This window comes from Micromonospora sp. C51 (assembly GCF_018070435.1).
Lineage (GTDB): Bacteria > Actinomycetota > Actinomycetes > Mycobacteriales > Micromonosporaceae > Micromonospora > Micromonospora sediminimaris.
Genome location: NZ_JAGPXQ010000025.1, coordinates 11,624 through 36,597 on the forward strand (window position 1 = coordinate 11,624; position 24,974 = coordinate 36,597).

The following is a 24,974-nucleotide window of genomic DNA, read 5'->3' on the forward strand; positions in this document are numbered from 1 at the left end:
TCTTGACCGCGAACGGGTTGCTGACCTGCCGAGCGCGGACGACGGTCAGGTGACGTCACTTGAGAATATGGTCCGATAACAGATCGGGACATATGTCCGCCAACTGATGTGCGACAAGTTGAAGGCGCTAATCTGTAGCAGAGGTTCCGCCATCCTAGAGGTCGGGAAACTGCATATACTCGAAAGATGGGAGCGACTGATAGTTGCCTTGGTGGTCGTCCGGGTGGTTCCAGGTCGCAACCAAGTCGATAATGTAGAGAAAGGCCGACCGGGTCACCTGTAGCGCGAGGATGGTGGAATCAACCAAGTCAAAGAGTCCGACTCTGCTACGGGAGTCGGGAGTGACGCCGGTTGCATTCATGAAAGCTGCATGTACGATCCTGTGTGTTCCTGCGTTGCGCAGATCCTGCGAGGCGGCGTAGAGACCATCTTTGTCCATGTCGAAAGCCAACTCCGATAGAGCGAATGCAGGAAGGGCTCTCGCCGGACGCTTGATCAGACTCTCCCGCACTGACCCGTCCTTGTTAGTCCAGAACTTCCGAAACGACACGCGGTCAGGGCGGTCGCCGACGTTGAGATACTCATTCACGACCACGGCGGTCTTGTCTAGGACGTCCAGTGCGGATCGCTGGGCTAGCAGGAGTTTGGAGTACTGGGTTCCATACAGGGAGTGGTCCAGCGTTTCGATGTAGTATCCCGAGTCATCGTCTTTCTGCTCGGGGCCCTCTGCGACTTGGACGATCCCGTCGAACGCCAGTCTTCGGGAAACAAGAAAGTCGGATTTCAAGACATTCATTTCGGCCAGAATCGGCGGCATCACATCCGCAGCCGTGTTGCCATATAGGACCTCGATTACCGCCCCGTCCCAGTGCGGATCGTCCGTCCCGAGTCCCTCGACAGCAGGGGACAGGGCCAAGCGATGCACGGCAACCCAATGTCGATAGTCGTCATCGCTATCAGCAAGTCCATGAGATAGGTGACCATCGCTTTCAGTCAGGTTGAGCGCGTCCCACCGGTCAGCTGTACCTTCGCCGGCGAAACTCAGCGTACCCTCACGCAGCGATTTTGCCATCGTGACGTATTTGTCGTAAACGGCAGCCATGTGGCCTAGCTGGCCTGTTCCATTTTTGATCCGGGAGTACAGTAACTGAGCTAGGTTGCCGGCCGCGTTGCCATTTCTTGGATCCTCCTCTAAGGCCCGAAGGTAGAAGTCATAAGCCTCGGCCCAGCGGCCAGAGTGGTCGAGGCTGTTCGCCAGGTTGCAATACGCCGCCGATCGTGTGTGCGGATCCGCTGATGGAGATGATGCGGCCTCGAAGTACAGACTCCGAGCTTCGCGGAGGTGGAGGCGATGCGCCAAGCGGTTCTCGATCAGGCTAGGAACCCAGGCATCATGACTGGCCTGTTTAGGCAGTCCCTCGTCACACTCGGCGACGATTGCATTGGCGGCATTGTAGATGCATTGGAAGCGCAGTGGTTCATCTGGCCCTGTCTCGGCCAGCGCCTGTTCTGCAAGGTCCCTTCCCCGCTTAAGCAGTGTAGCGTCGTGCAGATCGAATGCGGAATTCAGCAGGACCGAGGAGCACATGAAGCGGATTGCTGCCGCTTCCTTGGAAGTTAAATTTGCGGACTCGACTTCCGCTGCAATCGACAGAATGGTGGTCGCTGCTTCGACAGCGGCGACCGAACGGTCGCCTGTCTGGAGGACCAACTCATACAGGCGCAGGTACTCCGCCGAGAATTCCATGCCCTTAGCCTAGAGGGAGGCATCGAACGTAGCGAGCGTTTTTAGCCTCGTTACGGTAACAGCGGCCGTTTCAAGCGGTGACCCAAAGGTCAGGGTGTCCCAGGAGGGAGCGATAGCCGTACACGACAAGCAGGCGCGAAGGCGGCTGAGCGCGTACTGCATTTAGCTATTTCCCAGTGGCTCCGGGGAAACAGTGTGATCCGACAGCTGAGGTGCGACGTAGCTCTGCCAGGTGATGTGCGACGGGTGGTCTAGGAAACTGAGGTAGCGATCCGCGGTCGCTGGCCTTTGATGCTACGGACTGGCTGGGTGGTCGTGCGGCGGATGACCTTGGTGTCGCCGTCGGTGAGTTCGATGGCCAGGGTCGTTTCGGAGACGGTCACGGTGACGGTCTGATGGCGGTGGAGTCGGCCGAGGGCGACTTTCTGGCCGGCGACCATGATGATGCCGCTGTTGGAAGCTCGCCGTTGCACTCGGACGGGTTCGATCGAGGGTCGTGGTGGTGGGCCGGCTGGGCGGGTGCCGCGGAGGCGTTTCATCTGTTCGGGGCGTAGTGGGTTGGGGCGGGTGCGCAGTAGTTCGCGGGTGTCGAGGTCGTAGAACATGAGGGTGGTCGGTTCGATGCGGATGCCGACGCGGCGGCCGGCGAGGATCTCTGCGGCCAGGATGATGTGTTGGCCCAGGGAGACGCCGCCGCCTCGGTTGACGCAGCGTTCGACCTCGATGGCGTCGCCGTCCTCGATCGGGGGCAGAGGCGACGGGCCGGCCGGGACGGCGCCCTGGCGGGTGAGGGTGGCCAGGTCGTTGACGCTCAGGTGAGAGCGGACGGTTTTGATCCGGATGCCGGCGATGAGGACGTGGATCAGGTCGCAGTCGGCCCAGATCCGGGCGACCATGCCGGCCCGGTGGGTGCCCATCCAGAACTGGCGTTGGCAGACCATCAGGTTGCCCGACGCCGGGACGACCCGGTCGAACTCCACCGGCCCGCCCGGCTGCACTGGCGGCTGGACCTGGACTGGCTCAGGGGCGGTCGACGGCTGCTGGACCGGGATGGCGGGGACGGGGTCCAGGGTGGGTGGCAGCCATAGGTCGACCAGTGCCCGCTGCTGGGCTCCGACCGGCTGGAACCGGTCAGCCGGGGTGACCGGCGTTCTCGGGTCGAGGGCCTGGTGGGGTCGGTCGGTGTTGTAGTGCAGGACGTAAGCGTCCACCGCGGCTTGGGCTTCTTGCAGGCTGGTGAACGCGTCTGCGGTGTCGAGGAAGTCGGGGCGAACGGTGCCGTGGAACCGTTCGACCTTGCCGTTCTGGTTCGGTGAGGCGGGTGCGGTGAGCCGATGCGTGATGCCGTTGTGGCGGCAGATCTTGTCGAACAGCACCTCACCCGTGCGGGGCCGGTACTTGCCGAACCGGTCGGTGAACTGCTTGCCGTTGTCGGTGATGATCTCCTCCGGGACCCCGAACCGGGCCAGGGCCTCCGCCAGGGCCAGACACACCGCCCGGCCGGTGGCTCTCTCGACCACCTTGGCGATCACGCAGTACCGGGAGTGGTCGTCGACGGCGGTGACGAGCTTCGCCTCCCGCAACACACCGGTGGCGGGGTTGACCAGCTGCACCCCACCGACGATGTCCATCTGCCACAACTGCATCGCAGCAGGCCGTTCCCACCGCTTATACGAGTCCTTCGGCCGTTTCCGAGGCCGGACCCGCAACAGACCCTGCCGCTGCAGAATCCGATCGATCGTCCGCTCCGACGGCACCGCCAGATCCGCCACCACCCACGGGCCGGCCTTGCGCAGCATCTCCAACCGGATCCGCCGCGATCCCCACCGAGGATGCTCCCGGCGCATCTCCGCCACCGCAACCTCGACCGCCTCCGCCACCTGAGCAGGCGATGAGTGCGGCCGATGCGACCGGTCAGCCAACCCCGCCAACTGCTCGGTCAGATACCGACCCACCCACCGATGCACCGTCGAGCGGTGCACCCCGAAGCCGGCGGCCACCTCCATCACATCCGACCCGGCCAGCACCGCACGAACCGCATCCAGACGTTGCTCAACAACCGACAAGACAACCAGCGCCAATCCCGGCCTCCCGAATCCCGACGCCCCACGGAGACGTCGGCTCAGAGTGCCGAAACGGACCACTGTCGCAGATCACCTGGCGGACGTGTGTCGCACATCAGCCGACGGAGGACAGCTCCGGGGAAACAGAGTTTGTGAGAACTTTCTGTACGGGATCAAGGCGACCCGCTTCGCAGGCCGCGCGCGCCGCCGAACCTGGGCCGGGCCGATGGCCCGCCGCCGCGCCTCTGGCCTTCGGCCGCCAGCGCGTCGGTGATAGCCCGCCGGCGGCGCGACATACGAAGAAGCCCCGGGCCGCCGCCATGATCGATGACGGTTCCGGGGCTTCGCGTTGGTCGAGACATGGGCAGTGCCTCCGGCGGGGCGCTCGGGCACTCTGGGATGGTGGCGCCATCCCGACAACCTCCGTCCGGGCATAGCCGAGCAGGTGGGGCCTGCCCGGTCAAGGTCGTTCAGACAGTGGGGTGCTCCACCTTGACCGGGCAGGCCCCACCCACTCCACAGGGTGCGGACGAAAGCCGACGCCCCGGCCAGGACGCGCAAAAGTAGGGCCAGCGCGAACCGGCTCAGGCAACAGTCCCCGCGGTCACAGGCACCAGGTCACTGAGACGACGGAGTAGTAAGTTGGTCTGTTGCTCCATGAGGCCGGCCCGCTCTGGGCTGAGTGTCTCGAATTGCCCGTGTGCGGCCAGATTTCGAAGCCCGCCGCACTGCTCCAAGTCCTTGACGTCCTGCACCGTGAGGAGCCTTTCTCGGCGGAGAACCTTCGTGAGGACCGACAACGTGGGTCTCTCTTCGACCACAATGCCGCGACTTTCGGCAACGGCGCGAAGAGCCACTTCGAGCGCTGCACCACAGAGGACGATAGCGGCAGCGGGATGCGCTTCTGGGTCTTCATTTAGCCGACGCACCTGGCCCATGACGTCAGTGCTTGCCTGGCCAACCTCTACCCACGACCGAGAACCGACTATCTCGATGACTCCCGCCTCAACCTGGTCTGCCCATGCCCGCAAGAGTTCACCGATCGCACGAGCACCGGATTCAGTTGACTGGTTGTCACCTTTGCTCTGGTACACCGAAATGGCCCGCTCAGTCCAGAAACTCTCCGCTCCGGAGTACTGCCGCAGGAACTCTTGGGCGGCTGCGGCTCGTGCCACAATTTTCGTAAGCATCTGATAATCGGACGAAATCCAATACCCGTGGCTAGGACTGTGCTCGCTCGTAATCCAATGCATGTCCCGCTCAAGCTCGTCAGCCTGCTTCCGAGCGTACGCTAAAATCTCCGCAGCCTTCGCCATAGCCTCAAATCCTTCAGTGAGCAGTGAGTAAGAGCCAACACGGAGGCTCCCAGAGCTTCGAATTGTCAGACGGTCAGAGGTAGACCGAATGCAGCCTTACGCTCACCTCGAACGACTAGCATCTCGTCAGCTCTCCGCTGCGCGAGCGCCTTCATCCCTCACAGCGAAAGACACCAAGGCTGCCCACTTTCTCGGTCGAGCCCGTCCAATAGCTCCGACCGTGAGGTGCGGATCGACGAGGCCGGCACTTGAGTCGCTTGGCATGAGCTCCCTATCGTCCACAGCATCCACAGGCGCTCATGACGGGGCCGGTGTTGACCCTGAGGATTTCACCGGCTTCGCTAAACGCCTTGTTGCTCGTCTTGCGCCCCTGCATGACGTCGTTGATTGTCCTGACAAACTCGTCCTGCTGGAACGAGTTGAGCATGAGGAAGCCTCTGAGGATCTGTGCGGTCTGTACGTCCATAAAGCCTTCGCTCCTCTAAATCTTACGAATCTTGAAATTCCCGCATACATCGCATTTTGTCGGGGCCATGCTCGCAGGAACGTTTCCGCATCCAGCGCACTGGCGACGTCGTTCTCGCAACGCAGCACGCATACCCATGCGCTTTTCGGCTTCGTCTATATCTTGCCCGTAGTCCTGGGCCTGCCGTGCATCATCAGAGGCCTTCAAGATGTTGTAGCGATTCCGTACGCTCTCGACGTCAAGGGCTGAGCTTTCCCCAAGTTCCTTAAAATCGCGTGCCAGCCGTTGATTGTCAACCACGGAGGTGGTGGCGTATCCATAGGACTCGACCCAACCTGAGACCACGGACCATGTTGAAACGACCAACTGCAAGAGTCCGACGGCGGCCCCCACTCCAACGGCGAGTCCAAGTAGCGGAAACCCAGCGCCGTAGCCGAGTGCTAAACCACCCACGATCACAGGAACTACTAATGCCACAAAGTTCAGCCACTTCAGGCGGCGTTTTAACCTGCGTGCCCGCTGCTCGAAGATGAAGGCTGTTGCATAGGCATGGAAAGCTCTGTCCCAAATCTCCTTTTTAAGGGCGTTGGACTCATCCTTACGGACAAGTGCCTCTTCGCCGCCCATGCGCGTCCTGCATCCCTTCGTTTTAGCTGGTTGGCTTGGTTGCCGGGACGATACCTCCGTCCGGTGTCGGCCGCAAAGCCGATCACGCATGTCGTGACCTGCGCTTGTCGATGGCCTGTGGGCCAAGACGGAGGTGAAGAGAATTCGCAATCGTGTTAAGCATCCGAGTCTCGACATGCGCCACCGCGCCGGCGCGCCAGCAGCACGGCAGAGAGGTGCAGCAACCGTGCCGAGCACACCGGGCGGGGACGTGCCTCCGCCGCGCGTGACCTCGCAGAAGCCCCTCAGGCCATCTCGCCGGTACTAACACCAAGGGTCGAACCGCTGTCGACGCGAGCTGAGCCCAAGATCAGGCCGTCTGCAGGCCGTCTGAGGTGAACCACGGGTGACCAACGCTGACCATCCGTGGCAGGCGTCGGTGCAGCTCGCGCGCCATTCCGGCCGATTGGGTTCGGTTAGCCGGCGGCCAGTCACATTGCAACGCCAAGTAGGTGAACAGGACGCCCATGTTGGGCAGGTTGTTGGTGCCGCCTCGCCGACATGGCCCAGTTCGCGGGTCGACCGCTGTCGTGGCGTGCCGCTGCTGAGTAATGTCGACTGTGGCGGCCCGCAGGTGTGGAAACCGGTAGGCCAGCCGTGGTCCTCCACGCGGGAGCAAACCATGCCACCACGCGCACACACCATCGTCGACCCGCGATTCCCAGCTGAGCTGGCCCGGCTACGCCGTGAGCGTGGCCTGTCGCTGCGTCAGTTGGCCGCAGCGGTTTGCCATGGCAAGAGCGTCATCCATCAGCTGGAGACAGGGCAGACCCGGCCAGCCGTCGACGTCGCCGTCCGCCTCGATGACGCGCTCGCCGCCGGTGGTGCGCTCGCCGCCATGGTCGTTGACGTTCCCGACGGCGGCCGGCGGGCGGCCTACGTCGCCGCGCATCCGGGCCGTGTCGATCTGGCCGGGGTTCGCATCTTGGGCGACGTGCTCGCCGGATACCGGCGGCTGGAGGACTCCATCGGCGCCGCAGCCGTCCTACCGCCCGTACGCGTCCAGCTCGACACGATCGTGTCGCTGCTGCGCGAGGCTGGCCACCAGGTGCGGCCGGCGGTGGTCGACATGGCTGCGCAATGGGCGCAGTTCGCCGGTTGGCTCGGTATCGCCAACGGTGACGACCGAACCGCCCGCGTGTGGCTGGACCGCAGTCTGCAGTGGTCCACAGAGGCCAGCAACGCCGACCTGACGGCGACCGTGCTGTCCTTCCAGGGGCACCGGGCGGAGGGTCGCGGTGACCTGCCAGAGATGATCGGGCTATCCCGGGCTGCCCGGGATGATCCGCGAGCCAACACGGCGTTGCGCGCGTACTCCGCCGGCCAGGAGGCGCGTGGGCTGGCCATGGCTGGGGCGTGCCCGACCGACGTGCGGCAGATGCTCGCGCAAGCCGCCGACCTGGCCACCGAGGCGGCAGAGACGCCACTGCCCGCGTGGGGATACTGGTACACCCCGGCCTTCTACGCGGTACAGCAGGGCATCGTGTGGCGGTACTTGGGCGATCGGGACGCGCGGGCCAACGACCGGGCCGTCGAGCTGTTGACCGCAGGCACAACGGGGGTGGACGAGACGGCCGAGAGCGCCGACTGGCACGGCGGGCACCTCGTGCACCTGGCCATCGCCCACGGCCGGGCCGGGGACAGTGGCTCGGCGCAGCGGGTGCTGGGGGAGGCACGGTCCATCGCGGTGTCAACGGCCTCACGACGCCTGGCCGGGCAGGTTGACGCAGCTGTCCGCGACTTGGATCTGTCCGTCAACCCGTAGCGGACACCAAGCCTCTGACCTGGTCACACGCCGTCATCGCACGATGCTTTTGGGTGTCGGTGGTGTTCCCCCGTGCGGCGCCGCCACCCCCATTTACGACCTGGCGGAGGTGGCGGCGGTGGGCGTGTGGCGCAGGTTTCGGCGGTGGCTGCGGCGGCGGTGGTCCGTGCCGCCGGCCGGCACCGGGCAACGTTGGCAGGAAATCGAGCAGGACGCGGCCCGGCGACGCCTGCTCGATCAGGCGCGGCGTAACGCGCGGTGGCCGGCATGACCGGGCGACCCGTGCGCTACCGCGACGCTATGGCCGCTGAAGCGATCCGGATCGGTCGCGCTGTCGACGCCCTGCCCTGCCGCCTCGGCGACCAGCACCTACCGCGCCGGCCGCAGTGGACGTGCGGCACCTGCGACGGCGAACCGGTGTGGCCGTGCGCTCCGGCGCGGGTGAGGCTCGGCGAGGCGTACGGCCGGGACCGGGTGGGCCTGTCGATGTACGCGGGTGCCTTGTTGACGGCGGCGTTGGACGACCTGCCGCGTGAGGATCCCGGCGAGCTGACAACCAGGTTCCTCGCGTGGCTGAGGTGCACCTGCGGGGCGGATAGCCACGCCGGGATGTGACTGACGATCAGCATCCCGTCGCATCCGCCGTCCTTTTCGTACGCCGCCTGCCGGAGACCGGTCAAGCACGGACCGGCCGGACGGCGCAGCCGGATGTGACATCCGTTGCAGGACACGCCGACACACCATCTGGTGTCTTGCGTTCGTGGGCCACCCATATATGGTGTCACCCGTAGCTGGTTCGGGCGCCCATCCGGGGCGGCCGAGGCAAGAGGGAACCCGGTGTGAATCCGGGGCTGCCCCGCAGCGGTGAGTGGGAACGACAGCCGTCACACAGCACTGGGCTCCGGCCTGGGAAGCGACGGCCAGTAGGAGCGCGCGAGCACGCCCACGAGTCCGAAGACCTGCCAGCACGCCGCCCGCACTCGTGGGCGGCGGCCGCAGGCCGCGTGGGACGGCCGACGCCATCAACGGGCCGTGCCGCCTGCGCGGATCCCGTGGCGTCCTCCCGCGTGTCCGAGGCCCGGAGCAGACGGCGCGAGGAGAGAGACGTGACGGTCGTGCGGGAGGCGCCGGCCTCCGACGCAGGTGTGTCGGAGCAGCGCCGGCAGGTGATGCAGGTCCGCAAACGCGACGGCGCCACGGAACCGGTGGACGTCAACAAGATCGTCCGGGCGGTGGAGCGGTGGGTGGCCGACCTCGACGAGGTCGATCCGCTGCGGGTGGCCACCAAGACCATCAGCGGCCTGTACGACGGGGCCACCACCGCCGAGCTGGACAAGCTGTCCATCCAGACGGCCGCCGAGCTGATCGGTACGGAGCCGCAGTACTCGAAGCTGGCGGCTCGGCTGCTGGCCGCGTACGTGGACAAGGAGGTCCGTGGGCAGCAGGTGGCCAGCTTCAGCCAGTCGATCCGCTACGCCCACGGCCTGGGGCTGATCGGGGACGCTACCGCGGAGTTCGTGGCCCGCAACGCCCGCAAGCTGGACGACGCGGTCGACCCGGACGGTGACCTGCGGTTCGAGTACTTCGGGCTGCGCACCGTCGCGGACCGTTACCTGTTGCGGCATCCGCAGACCCGGCTGGTGGTGGAGACGCCGCAGTACTGGCTGCTGCGGGTGGCCTGCGGGCTGTCGCAGACACCGGGCGAGGCGATCGGGTTCTACCGGCTGATGTCGAGCCTGGCGTACCTGCCGAGTTCACCGACGCTGTTCAACTCGGGCACCCGGCACACCCAGATGTCGTCGTGTTTCCTGGTCGACTCCCCGCGCGACGAACTCGACTCGATCTACGAGCGTTACCACCAGGTGGCGAAGCTGTCGAAGTTCTCCGGCGGCATCGGCATCTCCTGGTCGCGGGTGCGGGGCCGGGGCGCGTTGATCCGGGGCACCAACGGCAGGTCCAACGGCATCGTGCCGTTCCTGAAGACGCTCGACGCCGGGGTGGCGGCGGTCAACCAGGGTGGCCGGCGCAAGGGCGCGGCCTGCGTGTACCTGGAGCCGTGGCACCCGGACATCGAGGAGTTCCTGGAACTGCGGGACAACACCGGGGAGGAGTCCCGGCGTACCCACAACCTGAACCTGGCCAACTGGATCCCGGACGAGTTCATGCGCCGGGTCGAGGCCGACGGCGACTGGTCGCTGATCGACCCGTCGGACGCACCCGAGTTGCCGGACCTGTTCGGCGAGGCGTTCGACGAGGCGTACCGGGCGGCGGAGAAGAAGGCCGTCCGGACGGTGAAGGCCCGCGACCTGTACGGCCGGATGATGCGTACGCTCGCGCAGACCGGCAACGGGTGGATGACCTTCAAGGACGCCGCGAACCGACTGTCCAACCAGACCGGTGCGCCCGGCAACACGATCCACCTGTCGAACCTGTGCACGGAGATCCTGGAGGTCAACAGCGACACCGAGACGGCCGTGTGCAACCTCGGTTCGGTCAACCTGGGCGCGCACGTCACCGCAGACGGCGTCGACTGGGAGAAGCTGCGCGCCACGGTACGCACGGCGGTGGTGTTCCTCGACCGGGTGATCGACATCAACTACTACCCGGCCGAGCAGACGGCGGTGTCTAACCCGCGCTGGCGACCGGTCGGGCTTGGCCTGATGGGGCTACAGGACGCCTTGTTCACCCTGCGCCTGCCGTTCGACTCGGCACCGGCACGGGAGCTGTCGACCCGGGTCCAGGAGGAGATCTTCCTGACCGCGCTGGAGACGTCGGTCGGGCTCGCCGAGCGGTTCGGCCCACACCCCGCGTACGCCGAAACCCGCGCCGCGAAGGGTGAGTTGCATCCCGACCTGTGGGGCGCGGAGGTGGCGCAGGCGTCGCGGTGGACCGCGCTGCGGGAGCAGATCGCCCGCCACGGCCTGCGCAACTCGCTGCTGGTGGCGATCGCGCCGACCGCCACGATCGCCTCGATCGCCGGGTGCTACGAGTGCATCGAGCCGCAGGTGTCCAACCTGTTCAAGCGGGAGACGATGTCCGGCGAGTTCCTCCAGATCAACACGTACCTGGTCCGGGAGTTGAAGGCGCGCGGACTGTGGACCGCGCCGATCCGGGAGCAGATCAAGCGGGCCGAGGGGTCGGTGCAGGGCATCGCCGAGCTGCCCGAGGAGGTGCGGGAGCTGTTCCGTACCGCGTGGGAGCTGCCGCAACGGGCGCTTGTCGACCTGGCGGCAGCCCGCGCTCCGTTCATCGACCAGTCGCAGTCGCTGAACCTGTTCCTGAGCGCGCCGACCATCGGCAAGCTCTCCTCGATGTACCTGTACGCCTGGAAGGCCGGGCTGAAAACCACCTACTACCTGCGGTCGCGTCCGGCGACCCGGATCCAGCAGGCCACCGTCGCCGTCACCCCGGCGGTCAAGCCGATCGTCGCGGTCAGCGACGACGAAGCGTTGGCCTGCTCCCTGGAAAACCCCGAGAGCTGCGAGGCCTGCCAGTGACCACTGTTTCCGACCCCGACACCGGCCAGCGGCAGATGCTGCTCGACCCCGGCATGGACCTGACGCTGCGGCCGATGCGCTACCCGCAGTTCTTCGATCGGTTCAAGGACGCCATCAAGAACACCTGGACCGTCGAGGAGGTCGACCTGCACTCCGACCTCGCCGACCTGGCCAAGCTCTCCCCGGCGGAACAGCACCTGGTGTCCCGGCTTGTCGCGTTCTTCGCCACCGGCGACACCATCGTCGCCAACAACCTCGTGCTCAACCTGTACCAGCACGTCAACTCGCCGGAGGGGCGGCTCTACCTGTCGCGGCAACTGTTCGAGGAGGCGGTGCACGTCCAGTTCTACCTGAACCTCCTCGACACGTACGTGCCGGACGAGCGGGAACGGTTCGCGGCGTTCGCCGCCGTGGAGAACATCCCGTCGATCGCCCGTAAGGCCGAGTTCTGCTTCAAGTGGATCGACTCGATCTTCGAGCTGCGGGAGCTGAAGAGCCGCGAGGACCGGCGGTCGTTCCTGCTGAACCTGATCTGCTTCGCCGCCTGCATCGAGGGACTGTTCTTCTACGGCGCCTTCGCCTACGTGTACTTCCTGCGGTCCCGGGGCCTGCTGCACGGCCTGGCCTCCGGCACCAACTGGGTGTTCCGGGACGAGTCGATGCACATGGCCTTCGCCTTCGACGTGGTCGACACCGTACGCGCCGAGGAGCCGGACCTCTTCGACGCCGAGATGGAGCAGCAGGTCCGGGACATGCTCGCCGAGGCCGTCGAGTGCGAGGTGCAGTTCGCCGCCGACCTGCTCGAACAGGGCGTGTCCGGGCTGTCCCTGGCCGACATGCGCGAATATCTCCAGCACGTCGCCGACCGCCGGCTGGCACAGTTGGAGATCGCACCGCTGTACGGGTCGAAGAACCCGTTCGCCTTCATGGAGTTGCAGGACGTGCAGGAGTTGTCCAACTTCTTCGAACGGCGGGTGTCGGCCTACCAGGTCGGGGTGACCGGGACTGTCGCTTTCGACGACGATTTCTGACGGCGGTCCGGCCGCCCCCGCGAACCGGGTCCGGCCCGGCGATGATCCTGCCGATCACCGCCGGGCCGGTTCACCGGCCGCCGCGAGAGCGGCGACGTCGTCGCCGGAGCGCTACCCGCTAGCGGGCCCATCCACGGGCCACGGCGAGCGGGTCGCCGGTGGTGAAGTCGGGCGGATCGTGCATGAGGAAGTCGCGGTGGCTGATGTTCCACGCGTAGGCGCCGGACATCCCGAACACGAGGAGGTCCCCGACGGCCATCGGGCCGCTGTCGGCGTCGCGGGCCAGCACGTCCTTGGGCGTGCAGAGCTGGCCGACGACGGTCACCGGGCCACCGTCGGTACGCGGCCCGGCACCGTCGCGGGACACCACGACGAAGGGTTGGGAGTGCCCCTTGGCCGCCGGAGTCCGCAGGTGGTGGGTGCCGCCGGCCACGATCACGAACCATCGTCCCTGGGACCGCTTCACGTCGATCACCTCGGTCAGGTACGAGCCGCAGTAGACGGCCACGGCGCGGCCGGGCTCGATCCGGAGCCGGACCGTCGGGTATGCCTCCAACACCTCGCCGAGCAGCCGACCGTAGCTCGGCCAGTCGAAGCGGTGCTCCGGGCGGCGGTAATCGACGGCCATGCCGCCGCCGACGTTGACCTCCTCGGCGCGTACCTGCCGCACCGCCCAGTCGGTCACCTCGCGCGCCACCCCGGCGGCGGTCGCCGCGTCGAGCCCGCTGGCCAGGTGGGCGTGCACGCCACGGACCCGGACACCGTCCGGCGGGTCGGCCGCGAGCCGGACCGCCTCCGCCGGTTCCATGCCGAACGGGCTCGCCTGTCCGCCCATCACCAGGACCGCGCCCGGTGTCGCGACCGGCAGGTTCACCCGCAGCAGCACATCGACGGTACGCCCGGCGGCCCGCGCCAGGGCGGCCAGCCGGTGCAGTTCGGCGGCGGACTCGACGTGTACCCGGTGCACGTCGGCGGCCAGCGCCGCCGAGAGATCCGCGTCGGTCTTGCCCGGCCCGGCGAAGGCGGCCACCCGCCGCCCGGGCAGCACGCCCGCGAGGTGCCGCAGTTCGCCCCGGCTGGCCGCCTCGAAACCGTCGACCGTGGCGGCCAAAGTACGCAGCATCCCCGGGTCGGGATTGGCCTTGACCGCGTAGAGCAGCTCGACCCGTTCCGGCAGGGCCGCCCGGACGGCAGCCGCGTGCGTGGCCAGGGCGGCGAGATCGTAGACGTACGTCGGTCGGGTCACCCGGCGCCGCCGAGCGGGTTGGGCACCTCGACGTAGGGTGCCTGCTGGTCGGCGGCCCGGTGCCAGCGGACCAACAGGTTCGCCTTCGCGGTGAGCGGAGCGCCGTTCAGCAGCGGGGTCAGCTCGGCCGGCTCACCCAGCTGCGCGTACGCCGCCTCGACGGCTCGCCGGACCGTCTGCCACAGCCGGGGCTCGGTGCCGGGGTGGCCGTCGGCGAGCGCACCGGCGAGACCGGCGAGATGGTTGACGAAGAGGCAGTAGACGACGCGTCGGGCCGCCTGGGCGGGGGTGTAGGCGGCCTGCCGGGGCACCCGGCTGGGCCAGGCCGCCAACCGGCCGAGATCCAGCTTCAGTCCTTCGAGGTCACGCAGGATCAGGCGGGCAGGGCGGCCGTCCGGATCCAGGACCACCAGCACGTTCTGCAGATGTGCCTCGTGGACCACGCCGTGGCCGAGCCACAGTCGCAGCACGGTGGGTACCAGCAGCTCGACGTAGGCCCGCCACCAGTCGAACGGGTCCGCCACGGTCAGCGGCGCGCTGGCCAGCGCCGCCGCCAGCACCACCCGTTCGCCCGGCCGCAGATGCTCGCGCACCCCGGTCCGCAGGATGGTGCCGTACGCCTCGTCCGCCCCCGGCAGGTCGACGGTCCGGTAGCCGGGCTCCCGCAGCAACCCGACCCGGGCGGGAAGCGGCACGCCGGACAGGAACCGGGTCAACGCCACCGCCCCGGTCAACTCGTAGCGGGCGTTCTTGCGCAGGCAGTTGGTGATGCGTACGTGCAGGCTGGTCTTGAGGAACAGGTCGACCGAGGGGGCGTAGAGCGTACGGACGCTCGCGGTGGGTCGGACCGGTACGCCGGCCGGGCCGAGCCGACGCAACCTCGGATCGTTCGGTGGCATCAGGTTCAGCTGCCACGGGTGCACCGGCAGCAGGTGGTGACCGGGCGGCGCGTCCGGCGGATCCAGCGGCGCGATCAGCTCGTCCACCGGCCCGTCGCCCGCCAGCAGGTCGGCGGGCACGGCGAGCCAGTCGAGCCGGAAGGTGCTGCGCAGCTCCGGGGCGTAGCGACGCCAGCTCGCCGGATCACCGCTGCGCCACTTCGGGCTGGGGTGATGTGGGTGGCCGTGTACCAGGCATTGTTCGGAGTCGACATAGTCGTCGACCACCGGGTCGCCGGTGGGGGTGGGGTCGTTGGACGGGCGTTGCCGCAACAGGGTGGCCAACGCGTCCCGGCTACCGAGCACCTGTTCGACGAACTCGTCGTTGGTCAGCCCGGTGCGGGCGCTCAGCTCGGCGGCGAGCAGCCGGGCGAGCTGCGCGCCGTCGACCGGCGCGTCGGCAGCCGCCACGTCGACGTCCGGCGTGTCGGCGGCGGGTGAATCCGGCACCGCCGGGTGGCGGCGGGTGACCGGTGCCGCCGCCGGCCGGCAGCGGACCGGGCCGACGTAGCGGTGCGCCAGCACGGGGGAGACCCGGGCCAGTCGGCAGGAGAGCGTCAGCCCCAGGTGCGGCAACCGGATCCGGAGCTGCCCGCCCACGGTCTCGGCCGCACCGTCGGGCGCGGCCACCTCCCGCAGGTAGCAGGCGAGCAGGGTGTGCGCGGTGGCCAGATCGGCGGCGCGTTCCGCCGGCCGCGCGGTGGCCTCGGCGGTCTGCGGCGTCACAAGGCGTTCCGTAGGTAGTTTGGTCCGGTGCGGTGGTAGAACTTGTTCACGTCGGTGCAGCCGATCCGCTGCTTGGGCAGCAGCGTGCCGGCGGTCAGCATCGCCTTGACCGGCAACCGGTCGGCAGTCAGGACGCGGTCGACCAGCTCTCGGGCGGCGGGTGTGTCGCCCCACCGGTCGCGGGCGGCGCGCAGCCGGGGCGCGAGGGTCTCGGCCGGGGAGGGCACGGCGACGCCCTGATTCGCCAGGGCCAGCAGGGGCGCCGCCGCCGCCAGGTGCAGTGTGATCGTGACGAACATGTCGGCCAGCTCCCCGGGATGGCGGATCCACATCCGCTGATCGCGCAGCCGAACCGTGCCCGCGTGCCGGGGGTCCAGCCGGGCGCCGTCGTTGTCCTTGTACAACAGCCGGATCGGACCGTCGGACGGTAGGACCAGATGGATGTTCTGCGGATGTGCTTCCAACGCCACTCCGTACCGTAACCACAGGCACACGTGCCAGTCGAGCAGGAGATCCAGATAGGACCCGAGGAGCCGGGTCGGGTCGGCGCCGCCGATCCGCTGGGCGACCGTGCCGGCGGTGGGATCCGGCGCGGCGAGCGCGGCCACCGGCACCACGGTCACCCGCTCCAGTCCGGCGGGTAGTCGACGCAACAGAAAGGACCGCAACTCGTCGTCGTCGCAGTGACCGAAGACGCTCTCGTCGGCGTGCGTGATCCGCTGGGCGAAGCGCGGCTGCTCGGCGGCGATGCGGTCGAGCAGCGTGGCCACCGCCGCGCCGTCGGAGAGCGCGTCGGGCGCGAGGGTACGGCGGTTGCGGGCACCCAGACTCGCGGTCGGCAGCGGCAGTTTCAGGTGCGTCGTCGGATCGCTGTCCAGGGCGACGGTACGCATCGACAGGGTGGGTCGCACGGTGATCTCCGGTACGTCGAGCACCGGCAGGGCCGACCGGTCGGCGGTCAACGGGTGCACCGGCAGCAGCACCTCCCCGTCCTGGCGCGGCGTCGGCCACCAGGCGGGCAGCCGCCCGTTGAGCCGCAGCGTCCGGGCCGGTACGGGCAGCCAACGCAGGGCGAACGTGGGGGCGTGCTCTGGTGCGTACCGGAGCAGGTCGGCATCCTCCAGGCCGTGCCGGCACCGGTCGGTGGGGTAGACGGCGTGGCCGGCGTGGGCGGCGAGCACGTCGTCGAGGAGCGCGCCGCCGAAGCCGGCGGGCGGATCGACCCGGGCGGCGGCGATCCGGGCGTACGTGTCGGGCCGGGTGGTCTCGGCCAGCCGGCGGGCGAGCAGGTCCTGCCGGCATTCGTCGGTGAAGGCGCGCCACCCCTGCTCGGCCTCGACGTCGTCGTAGGGCGCGAGCAACTCCAACAAACCCGCCAGCGTGTCCACCCGGTGTGGCGCCCGACCGGGCGGGTGCACGTACAGTTCGGCGCGGGCGAGGCGGACGGCGTGTTGGAAGCCGTCCGGACGAACAGGAAGACGTAATCGGCCGGCGCGGTGCGGTGCCTGCCACCAGCCGGGGCCGTCGGGGCCGCCGCCGCTGCTCAGGCCGAGATGGTCCTCACGCAGCAGGGTGTCCAGCACCCGGCGGAACAGCTGCTGCTCCACCGGATCGGTCACCTGTCGATCACCCAGTCAAGGCCGGCGCGGAACTCGACGAGCGCGCGGCGTACCACGGCCGGATCCGACCCGATGGCGTGCAGGACGGCCAGGTAGTCGCGGTTGGTGCCGGTGTGCTCGGCGGTGGTCCCGATCGTCCGCAGCGGCCGGCAGCCGAGTCGGACCCCGTCGCGTACCGCGTCGATGGGCCCGGGGGCGGCGACGAGGGTGCCGCCGCGCTCGGCGCAGACGTACTCCACCCGGGCGGTCTGCTCGATCGCGGCCGGGTCGGGCAGACCGAGGTCGGCGACGGACTCGCCGAGGTGCAGCCGGATGACGTACTCGAACAGCGGCACGTCGAGCAGGTCGGCCAGGACGAGATCCATCCGGTCACCGATCAACCGGTCGTTGACCTCGATGAGCCGAGGACGCTCCTGGTGCACGACGAACTCGGTGTGGCAGGGGCCGAACCGTACGCCGAGCGCGTCCAGCTGAGCCCGCAGCCGCTCGGCCGTCGCCGGGGCTGCCGGTGCCCATTCCAGGCACAGCTCGGTGAAGGTGGGCGGCGGTCCGAGCGTGGTACGCCAGCCACCGAGCACCGCCAGCGTCCCGGCGTCTCCGAGGGTGTCGTGGGTGCGTACCTCGCCCGGCAGGTACTCCTCCACCACCAGTGCCACGTCCGGTCGGCGACGGCGGATCTCGGTAACCCGCCGGGCCAGCTCCTCCGCGTCGGTGACCAGATAGGCGTCCTCACTGGCGACGCCGTCACGCGGCTTGACCACAGCGGGGAAGACGTCGAATGCCGGCGGTTGCCCCGGCGCGAGGCGCTGGGCGTGGACCACGTCGAGACCGGCGTCGGCGACGGCCTGCCGGGTGGCGGCTTTGTCCTTGCAGCGTCGCGCCGACTCGGGATCCTTACCGGGCAGGCCGAGACGACGGGCGGCGAGCGCCGTCGCGGCCTGTAGGTGATCGCTGTTGGAGAAGAGTCCCACCGCGGCTGGCCCGTCCCGGACCACCTCGGTGACGGCCTGCGGGTCCCGCACCGGGCAGCCCCGCGTCGGCACCGTCGCGGGCCAGTCGTCGGGCCGGTCGGTCAGCACGGTGACCGGCACGCCGAGCGTGTCGGCGGCCGGTAGCAGGCCGTCCAGCACGGAGTCGGTCGGATTGAGGGCGGTCAGGTACAGCATCAGAAGCCGGCTCGGTGATGAGCCGTCACCGGGCGCGCCAGTAGGCCAGCGCCGCCACCTGCTCCTTGCCGACGCCCAGCCCTCGCCGCAGGTGTTTGACGATGCTGCGGGTGCTGGCCGCCTCGCAGGCCACCCAGTACAGTCCGTCCTCCTGGGCGGCGGTCAGGGCGGTGGTGACGGTGTCCACCAGGTGTTGACCCTCGTCGCGGCGCGGCACCCACACCACCTCGTCGTGTGGCCGGGCACGCAGCGTCAGGTTCCGCTCGCCATCGTGGGCGTACTCGAGCCAGATGCTCGCCGACACCGGCCCGGCGGCGTCGAGCAGGCTGTTGACCGCCGGCAGGGACGCCGCGTCGCCGACCAGGTAGAGCCGGCCGGGCGCCGGTACGGGGAGCGTGAAGGAACTGCCCTGCACGGTCGCCTCGATGGTGTCTCCGGGCAGAGCTGTCGTGGCCCAGCGCGCCGCGCAGCCGTCGTGCAGGGCGAACACGAGCTGGAAGCGCCCGCTGTCCGCGTCCGGGTCGACAAGGGTGTACGCCCGCTGGTGGGGTCGGCCCTCGTTGTCGAACCACAGCCGGATCCACATGGTGGGGTGCACAGCGCAGGTACGCAGCAGGTCGCCCCCGTCGACGAGCAGCCGCTGGTAGCGGTCTCCGACGGGTTCGTTCTCCAGGACGGTCAGCTGGAAGTTCCGGCCCCCGAACGCCTTGAGTACGAGGGCTTCCCAGTTGCGTTTCACACGGTTCTCCACTGTGGATGCGGTTGGGTGGCGAGAAGCCTGCCGACCCTCGATGGCACGTCCCTGGTCGAGGCCGGGCGACTGCCGACGGGCGTGGGTCGTCGGGCTCAGGGCCGGGTGGCCAGGGGCAGTGCCCGCACCAACATCCGGTGCGAGCGCCAGCCGGGGAACGGCACGAGATCGCCGACGTGGTCGAACCCGGTTCGTTGCAGCGCGTGCCACACCCGGGTGTTGGTCTCGGCGACGGCGAGTGACACCCGCTCCTCGCGCCGTCGGGCCAGCAACTCGACAGTCATCCGGAATCCGAGCCGGTGGCGGCGGTACTCGGGCAGCACGAACGCCTCGCAGACCGCGAAGGTACGGCCCGGCCACTCGATCGCGAGGTCGGGATGCTTGGCGGTGGTCAGGTCGCGCCACCAGAGGGTCTCCGGTGGTAGCGGGCAACCCATGACCGTTCCCACGAGCCGGCCGTCGACGTACCCGAGCGCCGCCTCGAAACCGGGTGCCTCGGCGGTCTGCGCCAGGCGTTCCTCCACCGTCGGTTCGGTGTGGTCGACCAGGTGCAGGTCGGCGGCGTGCACCCGGCGGTAGACGTCGGCCAGCGCCGGGATGTCGACCTGGTCGGTGGTGACGACGGTACTGTCCAGACCGTCGATCGCCTCGGCCACAGCGGGCGACGACATGTGAACCCTCCCGAACTTTGGTTAGGCATACCTAACCAGCCCGTCGGCGTTCGGGCAAGTCTCCGTGTTGTGGCGCGGTGCGCGCGCCGGTCACGGCTGTCAGGAGTCGTCTCGTGGCGTCCGTCCCCAGGGGCGGGTGGGTTGCAGCACGGCGTCGCTCAGCGCCTCCCGCCGCAGGTGGGCGATCCGCTGGTACGCGGGATCGGCGATCATCTGACTGAAGGCCCGGCGGGTTGGATAGCGCACCAGCAGGACCGCGTCCCACTGCTGACCCGCCGCGGCGATGAGGGCGTCGTCACCGTCGCCGGCGTAGACGACCTCGACTCCGTAGTGCGGCGCGACGGTCGTGGCGAAAGCCTTCGCGTACTGCTGGTACCGCGCGCGGCCACCGTCGGCGAACCGCAGCAGATTGAGCATGACCACCGGTTCGTCAGGTCCGTCGGCGAGAAATCCGGTGGGAAGGTCGCCGTGTGGGTCCACCGTCATCGTTGCCTCCGATCTCGGGACTGGAAGCAGTATTCCGGCATCGAGGTCAGGCTCGTCAACCAAACGGCAGTGGGATTTTGCACTCACGGTGCACGCTTCTGACTGCGCCCGCCCGGTCGCGCGGCAGGCCTCAGCCGGCCTTCCCCAGGTCGGCCAGCAGCCTCTCGACCCGGGTACGGATCTCGTCACGGATCGGGCGCACCGCCGCCACGCCCTGCCCGGCCGGGTCGTCGAGCTTCCAATCCTCGTACCGCTTGCCGGGAAACACGGGGCAGGCGTCGCCGCAACCCATGGTGACGATGACGTCGGAGGACTCCGCAGTCGCGTACTCAAGGAGCTTGGGGGTCTGGTCGGTGATGTCGATGCCCACCTCGCGCATGGCAGCGACGGCTGCCGGGTTGATCGCCTCGGCGGGCGCCGAGCCGGCGGAGCGGACCTCGACGGTGTCGCCGGCGAGGTGGCGCAGCCAGCCGGCCGCCATCTGGGAACGGCCGGCGTTGTGTACGCAGACGAACAGGACGCTGGGCTTGTCGGTCACGGGGTGCCTTTCTGCGGTGCGGGGGTCGTGGCTGGCGGTCGGCGGTGCGTGGAGGTCATGGGTGTCGGCTCGCGGTCGCCTGGTCGTCGGCCGGCACGACCACCTGGTCGGCGGCGGCCCCGGCGTCCGGGTAGAGGGCCGCCAGTAGGCCGACACCGACGGCGAGACCGACGACCTGTGCCACCACGAAGCCCAGCACGGAGCCGGGAGCGATACCGGCGAAGGTGTCGGTGAACGCCCGGCCGACCGTGACGGCGGGGTTGGCGAACGACGTGGACGAGGTGAACCAGTAGGCGGCTCCGATGTAGGCGCCCACAGCGGCCGGCGCCACGGTGGCGCGGCCGGACCGGGCCAGCGCGAAGATCAGCAGGACCAGGCCGGCGGTGGCGACGACCTCACCGAGCCACAGGTTGCCACCGCTGCGGTCCCGGCCGGAGAAGCTGACCGCGCCCAGGTCGAACATCAGGTTGGCCAGCACCGACCCGGCGATGGCCCCGGTCACCTGTGCCGCGGCGTAGCCGGCGAGCTCCCGGGGGGAGAGCCCGGTGCCCGAGCGGCGGCCGAGCAGCCAGTCGGCGGCGGAGACGACCGGGTTGAAATGAGCGCCGGAGACCGGCCCGAACATCAGGATCAGTACGCCGAGGGCGAAGGCCGTGGCGATCGAGTTCTGCAGCAGTTGCAGGCCGACGTCGTCCGGGGACAGGTCGGTGGCCATGATGCCGGAGCCGACCACGGCGGTGACCAGCAGGGCGGTGCCGGTGAACTCGGCCAGCAGGCGCCGCGGGAGCGCGATGGTCATCGGTTGTGCTTCTCCTCGATGGCTATCGGGTGGGAACGTTCAACTCGTCGAGGAGCCGCCGTACCCGTCGTTCGATCTCGTCGCGGATCGGCCGGACGTCGTCGACGTCGAGGCCGGCAGGGTCGGCAAGGTCCCAGTTCTCGTAGCGGGTACCGGGAAAGACCGGGCAGGCGTCACCGCAGCCCATGGTGACCACCACATCGGCGGCGCGGACCACCTCGTCGGTCCAGGGCTTGGGGAACTCGTCGGAGATGTCGATACCGCGTTCGGCCATGGCCGCCACGGCGGCGGGATTGATCTCGGTGCCCGGTTCGCTGCCACCGGACCAGGCCACGGCCCGATCGCCGGCCAGGTGGGTGAGGAACCCGAGGGCCATCTGCGAGCGGCCGGCGTTGTGGGTGCACAGGAACAGGACGACGGGCCGGCCGTCACGGTGATGGCCTTCGACGCGGGCCAGTGCCTGTAGCCGCTGGCGGGCGAAGCGTTCGGCGAGCAGGGGCAGGTAGTGGGGGATCCGACCGTCGACGGCGAACTGGTCGTAGCTGCTGTGCAGGAAACGTTCGATCGTCTCGGCGCCGTACGTGCCGTGGAACTCGTCGGCGAGGCGGGTTGCAGCCGTACGCAGGGCCAGACGTTGATCGACCGAGAGGTCTGGGCGGGGACTGCGGGTGAGGTGGGTCATCGTGGGTCTCCGGGTAGGACGGCGGGAGCGAGCCGGGCGACCCGGTCGGCGAGGTCGGCGTAGGCGGACTCGAACGCCTCGTCGGTGTCGACTCGGACCGGGTCGGGCACCGACCAGTGCAGCCGGGGGCGTAGCTGGTCGGTCAGTCCCTCGTGGGCGTTGTCGCAGACGGCGATGACGAGGTCGTCGCTGCGCACGACGTCGGCGACGTGGGCGGTGCCGGTGGGGTCGAGGTCGAGCTGGTGGCGGTGGGCCACGGCGACCGCGCGGGGGTGGACCCGGGCCGCCGGTTGGGTGCCGGCCGAGGCGGCGGCACCACGGGTGCGGTGTCGCCACAGCGCGGCGGCCAGCTGCGAGCGGGCCGAGTTGTGGGTGCAGACGAAGACCACCCGGCCGACCCCGGTCAGCCGGGGGGTGGCGAGGGCGGCGAGCGCTTCGGGGCGTAACTGGAGGTAGGTGCGCCGCCGGTCGCCCTCGGAACGGACCTTCACCACCAGGTCGGCCTGGGTGAGGACCTTGACGTGATGGGCGACCAGGTTGGTCGGCATGGCGAGCCGGTCGGCGATCTCGCCGGGCGAGGCGTCACCGAGGGTGAGCGCGTCCACGATCGCCAGGCGCGCCGGGTCGCCGAGTGCCGCGTGGGTACGGGCTCGCGCCGCCAACGAAGAAAGCTCAACCTCCATAGACTCAACTATTACTGACTAACCATCGCCCGTCAAGGCGTCTGCCGTCGACCCGTCGATCAGCCCAACTCGCGGGGAAAGTAGTCGGCCAGCGGCTCGCCCGACCGATGCAGGTCGGTGACCACCTGCCGGCACGCCCGGACCAGGTCCGCGTCGGCGTAGCGGTTCGCGCCGACGAGTACGCCGTGGACGTCGTAGCGCACCTCGTAGAGCGTCTCGTCGGCCACCGCGACGAGTTCCGGCAGCGGCTCGCTGCCTTCCAGTGGTGCGACCTGTGGTGGCCCGACGATCCGGACATCGGTGCCGCACTCCGACCTGATCCGCAGCACGTGCAGGTTCCACCGCACGTACTCGCTCAGCGGTGGCTCCACCACCCGAACCCAGTGCAGCCTGATCGCGTGCCGGGCCATCCGCCGGTGCTCGGCGGCTATCTGCTGCCGGTCCACCTGGAGCAGCCGCATCGACTCCGGCCAGTCGCCCCGGGCGAACGCCTCCCACACCCCGTAGCCCGGCTCCTGGAAGTGCTGCCGTCGTTCCAGCTTCCAGATGTGCGCGCCGTCGACGGCCCAGAACCGCTCCCAGAAGTCCGTCAGGTACTCCTCCCGTGCCAGCCGCCTCCCGGCTGCCCGATCGAGCAGATCCCGCACAGCCTCACCTCTCTGTCTCGATAGCGTCACCTTCCCGGGTGCCGCCGGCTCGGCGCGACCGAGATCGCGTCGAGCCGGCGGTCCGTCGGCATCAGCCGGACGGGTTGCTGCTCAGCGCGGTCGTCTCGATCTTGTCGAGCTTGCGGATTTCGATCTTGTCGAGCTTGCCGGCCTGCGGCTTGTCGGCCTTGCGGCCGTCCGTCTTCTTCATGCGGTTCACCTCCTTCCGGTTTGCCGCCGATGGCGGCTGATCCCCCGTCGGACCCGGTGCCCGTGGCGATGCCACCAGGCACGGGTCCACAGGACGACAAAGACGACGCTGATGGCAGCTACCGCGGCCGCGTCGAACAGCTCGCCGGCCGAGCCGCCGGCCAGCATGGTGCCGATGGCCGAGGTCAGTACGGTGACCGCCACCGGGAGAGTGACCAGAGCCGCCACCGCCAGGCAGGCGACCGTCCCACCGACCAGCACGACGGCGTACGCCCGCACGGCCAGGCGCTCCCGGGCCGTGAGTCGCCGGCTCGGGTCCCCGCCCGGGTCGGCTGCCCGCCGGAACCGGCGCACCGGCCATCCCGCCAGGTGTCGCAGATAGGCCGAGCCGTCGGCGTACAGGTTGGCGCAGCCGGTCACGTCCTGGAGCACGAAGTAGATGTCGGTGCGCATGAACACCAGGAACTGCACCGGGACGAGACCGAGCGAGAGCAGGCCCACCGCGGCGAGCAGGCCATCGGCCGGACCCGCGACACCAGTGGCCCGCACCAGCACCGTTCCGGCGTAGATCACCAGGTTCGTCGCGATACCGGCGAGGTAGACGGCCAGGCGGTCACGGCGGGGTGCCGCCCACACGCCGCTGACATCGGTCTGCGCGACCAGGAACTGCAAACGGGTACCGAAGCTGATCCGACCGGGCGCTCCGGCCGCACGGGCGGTGACCAGGTGCGCCAGCTCGTGCAGACCGATAAGCGTCCAGACGATCCCGAAATTGCCGAGCAGGATCAGCCCGCCGCTGTCGCTCCAGAGCAGGTCCTGGTGGCGTGGCGCCAGCACGGGGTCGCGTCCGATCGCCACCGCGGCGGCGAGCACCACGGCGCCCGCGATCAGCGGGACCACCGGATGCAGCAGCCAGCGGACGTGCCGTGGGCGCAGCCACGGCAGCATCGGTCTGGGTACCGGCGTCGTCGGCAGCGCCCGACCGTCGATCTCCGCGACGAAACCGAGGTCCACCAGGTCGGAGACGAATTCGGCGACGTCAACGTCGGCGCCGTTCTCCTCCCGTAGCGTGGTTCGCACCTCGCCGACGGTGGTGTGCGGGAGCAGTGTGATGGCCCGGTGCCCGATCTGCGGAAGTCGGACGAACGACCCGGTGTCGACCCGGCCGACGATCCAGGAGCTGCCCTCCGGACGCAGGTGGAGCCGGTGCAGCCGGACCCGACTGCGGTCGGCGATCGGCATCGTGTCGGACACCTGCGGC

General features: G+C 68.8%; 23 protein-coding genes and 1 riboswitch. Of the genes, 5 read left to right on the plus strand and 18 right to left on the minus strand.

Annotation, left to right across the window (positions count from 1 at the left end; translation table 11 throughout):
• Positions 1-154: 154 nt before the first annotated feature.
• The 5 genes from KBX50_RS22065 to KBX50_RS22085 all read right to left on the minus strand — a co-directional run bounded on the left by KBX50_RS22065 (position 155) and on the right by KBX50_RS22085 (position 6,219).
• Positions 155-1,747 (minus strand): LA2681 family HEPN domain-containing protein, encoded by a 1,593-nt coding sequence (locus tag KBX50_RS22065; protein ID WP_210939378.1) that lies wholly within the window; start codon positions 1,745-1,747, stop codon positions 155-157.
• Positions 1,748-1,998: 251 nt separating this feature from the next.
• The gene (locus tag KBX50_RS22070) at positions 1,999-3,891 is read right to left on the minus strand and encodes an IS481 family transposase (protein ID WP_307871036.1); all 1,893 of its coding nucleotides are present in this window, start codon (positions 3,889-3,891) and stop codon (positions 1,999-2,001) included.
• Positions 3,892-4,394: 503 nt separating this feature from the next.
• The gene (locus KBX50_RS22075; RefSeq protein ID WP_210939382.1) at positions 4,395-5,126 is read right to left on the minus strand and encodes a hypothetical protein; all 732 of its coding nucleotides are present in this window, start codon (positions 5,124-5,126) and stop codon (positions 4,395-4,397) included.
• Between the two features lie 271 nt (positions 5,127-5,397).
• On the minus strand, positions 5,398-5,592 hold the full coding sequence (locus KBX50_RS22080; RefSeq protein ID WP_210939384.1) for a hypothetical protein: 195 nt from the start codon (positions 5,590-5,592) through the stop codon (positions 5,398-5,400).
• Between the two features lie 15 nt (positions 5,593-5,607).
• Complete coding sequence (locus tag KBX50_RS22085) at positions 5,608-6,219, minus strand: mobilome CxxCx(11)CxxC protein (protein WP_210939385.1); 612 nt, start codon at positions 6,217-6,219, stop codon at positions 5,608-5,610.
• Positions 6,220-6,880: 661 nt separating this feature from the next.
• Here KBX50_RS22085 and KBX50_RS22090 point away from each other — a divergent pair.
• The 5 genes from KBX50_RS22090 (at position 6,881) to KBX50_RS22110 (ending at position 12,551) form a co-directional block, all read left to right on the plus strand.
• Positions 6,881-8,023 carry a helix-turn-helix transcriptional regulator gene (locus tag KBX50_RS22090; RefSeq protein ID WP_210939387.1) on the plus strand — a complete coding sequence of 381 codons (1,143 nt, stop codon included), beginning with the start codon at positions 6,881-6,883 and terminating at the stop codon, positions 8,021-8,023.
• A 43-nt stretch (positions 8,024-8,066) separates the two neighbouring features.
• The gene (locus KBX50_RS22095; RefSeq protein ID WP_210939498.1) at positions 8,067-8,294 is read left to right on the plus strand and encodes a hypothetical protein; all 228 of its coding nucleotides are present in this window, start codon (positions 8,067-8,069) and stop codon (positions 8,292-8,294) included.
• The gene (locus KBX50_RS22100; protein WP_247674210.1) at positions 8,291-8,638 is read left to right on the plus strand and encodes a hypothetical protein; all 348 of its coding nucleotides are present in this window, start codon (positions 8,291-8,293) and stop codon (positions 8,636-8,638) included. The genes KBX50_RS22095 and KBX50_RS22100 overlap by 4 nt, the downstream gene beginning before the upstream one ends.
• Positions 8,639-8,798: 160 nt before the next feature.
• Positions 8,799-9,005: riboswitch (cobalamin riboswitch) on the plus strand.
• Positions 9,006-9,129: 124 nt separating this feature from the next.
• Positions 9,130-11,520, plus strand: a complete 2,391-nt coding sequence (locus KBX50_RS22105; protein WP_210939389.1) for a ribonucleoside-diphosphate reductase subunit alpha — start codon at positions 9,130-9,132, stop codon at positions 11,518-11,520.
• Positions 11,521-11,555: 35 nt separating this feature from the next.
• Positions 11,556-12,551: a ribonucleotide-diphosphate reductase subunit beta gene (locus KBX50_RS22110; protein WP_210939487.1), complete on the plus strand. Its 996-nt coding sequence runs from the start codon at positions 11,556-11,558 to the stop codon at positions 12,549-12,551.
• 118 nt (positions 12,552-12,669) lie between these two features.
• Here KBX50_RS22110 and KBX50_RS22115 read toward each other — a convergent pair whose 3' ends face one another.
• The 13 genes from KBX50_RS22115 to KBX50_RS22175 all read right to left on the minus strand — a co-directional run bounded on the left by KBX50_RS22115 (position 12,670) and on the right by KBX50_RS22175 (position 24,955).
• Positions 12,670-13,797, minus strand: a complete 1,128-nt coding sequence (locus tag KBX50_RS22115; RefSeq protein ID WP_210939391.1) for an alanine racemase — start codon at positions 13,795-13,797, stop codon at positions 12,670-12,672.
• Complete coding sequence (locus KBX50_RS22120) at positions 13,794-15,461, minus strand: IucA/IucC family siderophore biosynthesis protein (RefSeq protein WP_210939393.1); 1,668 nt, start codon at positions 15,459-15,461, stop codon at positions 13,794-13,796. The genes KBX50_RS22115 and KBX50_RS22120 overlap by 4 nt, the downstream gene beginning before the upstream one ends.
• Positions 15,458-17,080, minus strand: a complete 1,623-nt coding sequence (locus KBX50_RS22125; protein WP_210939395.1) for an IucA/IucC family protein — start codon at positions 17,078-17,080, stop codon at positions 15,458-15,460. The genes KBX50_RS22120 and KBX50_RS22125 overlap by 4 nt, the downstream gene beginning before the upstream one ends.
• A complete protein-coding gene (locus KBX50_RS22130) occupies positions 17,077-18,246 on the minus strand; it encodes an acetyl-CoA carboxylase biotin carboxylase subunit family protein (RefSeq protein ID WP_247674211.1) in 1,170 nt (389 codons plus the stop codon). Before KBX50_RS22130 ends, KBX50_RS22125 begins: the two co-directional genes overlap by 4 nt.
• Positions 18,247-18,271: 25 nt before the next feature.
• Positions 18,272-18,985, minus strand: coding sequence for a siderophore-interacting protein (locus KBX50_RS22135; protein ID WP_210939397.1), 714 nt, complete (start codon positions 18,983-18,985; stop codon positions 18,272-18,274).
• 107 nt (positions 18,986-19,092) lie between these two features.
• A complete protein-coding gene (locus tag KBX50_RS22140; protein WP_210939399.1) occupies positions 19,093-19,668 on the minus strand; it encodes a GNAT family N-acetyltransferase in 576 nt (191 codons plus the stop codon).
• Positions 19,669-19,767: 99 nt separating this feature from the next.
• Positions 19,768-20,154 (minus strand): DUF1330 domain-containing protein, encoded by a 387-nt coding sequence (locus KBX50_RS22145; protein WP_210939402.1) that lies wholly within the window; start codon positions 20,152-20,154, stop codon positions 19,768-19,770.
• 130 nt (positions 20,155-20,284) lie between these two features.
• The gene (locus KBX50_RS22150; RefSeq protein ID WP_210939404.1) at positions 20,285-20,692 is read right to left on the minus strand and encodes an arsenate reductase ArsC; all 408 of its coding nucleotides are present in this window, start codon (positions 20,690-20,692) and stop codon (positions 20,285-20,287) included.
• A gap of 55 nt (positions 20,693-20,747) precedes the next feature.
• Positions 20,748-21,491, minus strand: coding sequence for an MIP/aquaporin family protein (locus tag KBX50_RS22155; protein WP_210939406.1), 744 nt, complete (start codon positions 21,489-21,491; stop codon positions 20,748-20,750).
• 22 nt (positions 21,492-21,513) lie between these two features.
• Positions 21,514-22,173 carry an arsenate reductase ArsC gene (locus KBX50_RS32930; protein WP_210939408.1) on the minus strand — a complete coding sequence of 220 codons (660 nt, stop codon included), beginning with the start codon at positions 22,171-22,173 and terminating at the stop codon, positions 21,514-21,516.
• Positions 22,170-22,856, minus strand: coding sequence for a helix-turn-helix domain-containing protein (locus tag KBX50_RS22165; protein WP_210939410.1), 687 nt, complete (start codon positions 22,854-22,856; stop codon positions 22,170-22,172). Before KBX50_RS22165 ends, KBX50_RS32930 begins: the two co-directional genes overlap by 4 nt.
• 59 nt (positions 22,857-22,915) lie before the next feature.
• A complete protein-coding gene (locus KBX50_RS22170; RefSeq protein ID WP_210939412.1) occupies positions 22,916-23,503 on the minus strand; it encodes a DUF6879 family protein in 588 nt (195 codons plus the stop codon).
• Between the two features lie 216 nt (positions 23,504-23,719).
• Positions 23,720-24,955: a hypothetical protein gene (locus KBX50_RS22175; protein ID WP_210939414.1), complete on the minus strand. Its 1,236-nt coding sequence runs from the start codon at positions 24,953-24,955 to the stop codon at positions 23,720-23,722.
• Between the last annotated feature and the right edge of the window lie 19 nt (positions 24,956-24,974).

Bases quoted from the DNA above. Each gene is read 5' to 3' on its own strand.
- KBX50_RS32930 (WP_210939408.1), bottom strand. From the start codon at position 22,173: ATGACCCACCTCACCCGCAGTCCCCGCCCAGACCTCTCGGTCGATCAA.
- KBX50_RS22080 (WP_210939384.1), bottom strand. From the start codon at position 5,592: ATGGACGTACAGACCGCACAGATCCTCAGAGGCTTCCTCATGCTCAAC.
- KBX50_RS22090 (WP_210939387.1), top strand. From the start codon at position 6,881: ATGCCACCACGCGCACACACCATCGTCGACCCGCGATTCCCAGCTGAG.
- KBX50_RS22155 (WP_210939406.1), bottom strand. From the start codon at position 21,491: ATGACCATCGCGCTCCCGCGGCGCCTGCTGGCCGAGTTCACCGGCACC.
- KBX50_RS22085 (WP_210939385.1), bottom strand. From the start codon at position 6,219: ATGGGCGGCGAAGAGGCACTTGTCCGTAAGGATGAGTCCAACGCCCTT.
- KBX50_RS22165 (WP_210939410.1), bottom strand. From the start codon at position 22,856: ATGGAGGTTGAGCTTTCTTCGTTGGCGGCGCGAGCCCGTACCCACGCG.
- KBX50_RS22140 (WP_210939399.1), bottom strand. From the start codon at position 19,668: ATGTCGTCGCCCGCTGTGGCCGAGGCGATCGACGGTCTGGACAGTACC.
- KBX50_RS22130 (WP_247674211.1), bottom strand. From the start codon at position 18,246: ATGCTGTACCTGACCGCCCTCAATCCGACCGACTCCGTGCTGGACGGC.
- KBX50_RS22175 (WP_210939414.1), bottom strand. From the start codon at position 24,955: ATGCCGATCGCCGACCGCAGTCGGGTCCGGCTGCACCGGCTCCACCTG.
- KBX50_RS22100 (WP_247674210.1), top strand. From the start codon at position 8,291: ATGACCGGGCGACCCGTGCGCTACCGCGACGCTATGGCCGCTGAAGCG.
- KBX50_RS22065 (WP_210939378.1), bottom strand. From the start codon at position 1,747: ATGGAATTCTCGGCGGAGTACCTGCGCCTGTATGAGTTGGTCCTCCAG.
- KBX50_RS22075 (WP_210939382.1), bottom strand. From the start codon at position 5,126: ATGGCGAAGGCTGCGGAGATTTTAGCGTACGCTCGGAAGCAGGCTGAC.
- KBX50_RS22095 (WP_210939498.1), top strand. From the start codon at position 8,067: ATGCTTTTGGGTGTCGGTGGTGTTCCCCCGTGCGGCGCCGCCACCCCC.
- KBX50_RS22110 (WP_210939487.1), top strand. From the start codon at position 11,556: ATGCTGCTCGACCCCGGCATGGACCTGACGCTGCGGCCGATGCGCTAC.
- KBX50_RS22145 (WP_210939402.1), bottom strand. From the start codon at position 20,154: ATGACGGTGGACCCACACGGCGACCTTCCCACCGGATTTCTCGCCGAC.